The organism is Allobosea sp. LjRoot90, from assembly GCF_964254315.1.
Taxonomy (GTDB): Bacteria; Pseudomonadota; Alphaproteobacteria; order Rhizobiales; family Beijerinckiaceae; genus Allobosea.
This window is the reverse complement of the sequence record NZ_CAXUTF020000018.1, coordinates 2501-5770: the sequence shown is the minus strand read 5'-3', so window position 1 is coordinate 5770 and position 3270 is coordinate 2501. Positions and strand designations below refer to the sequence as shown.

2 tRNA genes and 2 rRNA genes (1 of these 4 running past the window's edge) are annotated in these 3270 nt (G+C 54.5%); all 4 read left to right on the top strand.

The window, feature by feature from the left end:
* Nucleotides 1-332 precede the first annotated feature (332 nt).
* Nucleotides 333-1819 (top strand): 16S ribosomal RNA (locus ACSQ3M_RS28415).
* 249 nt (nt 1820-2068) lie between these two features.
* Nucleotides 2069-2145, top strand: a tRNA-Ile gene (locus tag ACSQ3M_RS28410).
* Between the two features lie 28 nt (nt 2146-2173).
* Nucleotides 2174-2249: transfer RNA gene (locus tag ACSQ3M_RS28405), tRNA-Ala, on the top strand.
* A gap of 220 nt (nt 2250-2469) precedes the next feature.
* A 23S ribosomal RNA gene (locus tag ACSQ3M_RS28400) occupies nt 2470-3270 on the top strand; it runs 2002 nt beyond the window's last position.
* The 16S and 23S rRNA genes sit together here with 2 tRNA genes alongside, the layout of an rRNA operon.

The following is a 3270-nucleotide window of genomic DNA, read 5'->3' as shown; positions in this document are numbered from 1 at the left end:
CGTGTTGACAGCTGAACCTGGCTCCTCCTATAAAGCGGCCATCGAGACGGCGCCGCCGCTGGCGGGGCCGCTCTACTGCGCTTCATGGAACGTTGGGCTTCGCCGCCGACCAGGTCGGTAGCCGGGCTGTCTTCTGTGGGCCACGCTGTTTGACAAGTTAAGACAGAAAGAGAAACGTGGACGGCGAAGTTCTTGCGGACTTGCTTACGGGCAAGTCAAACGAGACTTCGGTGTGCTGCGTTTACAAGAGCCATCGCTGATGAGTTGGGTGAAAGCCTGGTTCATCAAGCAATGACTCCGTCAATACGCAGCGATGCCGGAACAAGCTCATCCAATCTGAGAGTTTGATCCTGGCTCAGAGCGAACGCTGGCGGCAGGCTTAACACATGCAAGTCGAACGGGCACTTCGGTGCTAGTGGCAGACGGGTGAGTAACACGTGGGAACGTACCTTTCGGTTCGGAATAATTCAGGGAAACTTGGACTAATACCGGATACGCCCTTCGGGGGAAAGATTTATCGCCGATAGATCGGCCCGCGTCTGATTAGCTAGTTGGTGAGGTAATGGCTCACCAAGGCGACGATCAGTAGCTGGTCTGAGAGGATGATCAGCCACATTGGGACTGAGACACGGCCCAAACTCCTACGGGAGGCAGCAGTGGGGAATATTGGACAATGGGCGCAAGCCTGATCCAGCCATGCCGCGTGAGTGATGAAGGCCTTAGGGTTGTAAAGCTCTTTTGTCCGGGAAGATAATGACTGTACCGGAAGAATAAGCCCCGGCTAACTTCGTGCCAGCAGCCGCGGTAATACGAAGGGGGCTAGCGTTGCTCGGAATCACTGGGCGTAAAGGGCGCGTAGGCGGACTCTTAAGTCGGGGGTGAAAGCCCAGGGCTCAACCCTGGAATTGCCTTCGATACTGAGAGTCTTGAGTTCGGAAGAGGTTGGTGGAACTGCGAGTGTAGAGGTGAAATTCGTAGATATTCGCAAGAACACCAGTGGCGAAGGCGGCCAACTGGTCCGATACTGACGCTGAGGCGCGAAAGCGTGGGGAGCAAACAGGATTAGATACCCTGGTAGTCCACGCCGTAAACGATGAATGCCAGCCGTTGGGGTGCATGCACTTCAGTGGCGCAGCTAACGCTTTAAGCATTCCGCCTGGGGAGTACGGTCGCAAGATTAAAACTCAAAGGAATTGACGGGGGCCCGCACAAGCGGTGGAGCATGTGGTTTAATTCGAAGCAACGCGCAGAACCTTACCAGCTTTTGACATGTCCGGTTTGATCGACAGAGATGTCTTTCTTCAGTTCGGCTGGCCGGAACACAGGTGCTGCATGGCTGTCGTCAGCTCGTGTCGTGAGATGTTGGGTTAAGTCCCGCAACGAGCGCAACCCTCGCCCCTAGTTGCCATCATTAAGTTGGGAACTCTAGGGGGACTGCCGGTGATAAGCCGCGAGGAAGGTGGGGATGACGTCAAGTCCTCATGGCCCTTACAGGCTGGGCTACACACGTGCTACAATGGCGGTGACAATGGGCAGCGAAAGGGCGACCTCGAGCTAATCCCAAAAAGCCGTCTCAGTTCAGATTGTACTCTGCAACTCGAGTACATGAAGGTGGAATCGCTAGTAATCGTGGATCAGCATGCCACGGTGAATACGTTCCCGGGCCTTGTACACACCGCCCGTCACACCATGGGAGTTGGGTTTACCCGAAGGCGTCGCGCTAACCGCAAGGAGGCAGGCGACCACGGTAGGCTCAGCGACTGGGGTGAAGTCGTAACAAGGTAGCCGTAGGGGAACCTGCGGCTGGATCACCTCCTTTCTAAGGTAGAATTCTCCACGAGACTTTGGTTTCGTATTGAATTCGCTTGGAACAAAAGAAGCCAGTTCAGGCTTCGACATGCGGAATTTCGCCGTCTTCGTTTCTCTTTCTTAAATTCCGGGCGAAAGCGCCTGGCCCGTCGGCATCGGCCGAGTGGGGCCGCGCTTTCAATGGGCCAACGCTTCAGGTCTTTCTCAGATCTTTGCAGGTCTTTGGCCGCGAGGGTATCCTCGAGGTTTTATAGGCCTCGGGCCTGTAGCTCAGTTGGTTAGAGCGCGCGCTTGATAAGCGTGAGGTCGGAGGTTCAAATCCTCCCAGGCCCACCAGCTTCTTGAAGCTTTGCTTTCTCTGATCGGGGCCATAGCTCAGTTGGGAGAGCGGTAGCTTTGCAAGCTTCAGGTCGTCGGTTCGATCCCGTCTGGCTCCACCAAATCCCGGAATTGTCATGGTTTTACGAATTGTCGCCGGTGAGGCGACGATAAGTAACGCTGTTTGTCATCGTGAAGAGGGAATAGATTCGAGAGCTGCACTCTCGCAGCGCGCTCGCGGCTACCAGGCCGCGTTGTATAATCGGGTCTATTCGGCAAGCATAAATGGTCTTTCTGATCTTGTCTTGCAGCTTAAGTGCTGCGGACATCGATCATGAGAACGATCAAGTGCCTTAAGAGCATTCGGTGGATGCCTTGGCGCTGAGAGGCGATGAAGGACGTGATACGCTGCGATAAGCCGTGGGGAGCTGCGAATGAGCTTTGATCCGCGGATTTCCGAATGGGGAAACCCACCTTCGACAATTCGTATTGTAGCTTCAGTGCAAGCTGACGCTGCACTACGAATTGTCACATGAGGGTATTGAGACCTGAATACATAGGGTTTCAAAGCTAACCCAGGGAACTGAAACATCTAAGTACCTGGAGGAAAGGACATCAACGAGACTCCGTTAGTAGTGGCGAGCGAACGCGGACCAGGCCAGTGCTCGATTGTGCGTTACCGGAAGTGGTTGGGAAACCACGCATTAATGGGTGATAGCCCCGTACGGATCTGCAATCAGTTGAGACATGAGTAAGGCGGGACACGTGAAATCCTGTCTGAACGTGGGGGGACCACCCTCCAAGCCTAAGTACTCCTCAGCGACCGATAGTGAACAAGTACCGTGAGGGAAAGGTGAAAAGCACCCCGACGAGGGGAGTGAAATAGCACCTGAAACCGAATGCTTACAAACAGTGGGAGCTCAAGGTTCGTCCTGAGTGACCGCGTACCTTTTGTATAATGGGTCAGCGACTTAGTCTGACGAGCAAGCTTAAGCCGCTAGGCGTAGGCGCAGCGAAAGCGAGTCTGAACAGGGCGTTCAGTTCGTCGGATTAGACCCGAAACCGGGTGATCTAGCCATGAGCAGGTTGAAGGTAAGGTAACACTTACTGGAGGACCGAACCGGTGCCTGTTGAAAAAGTCTC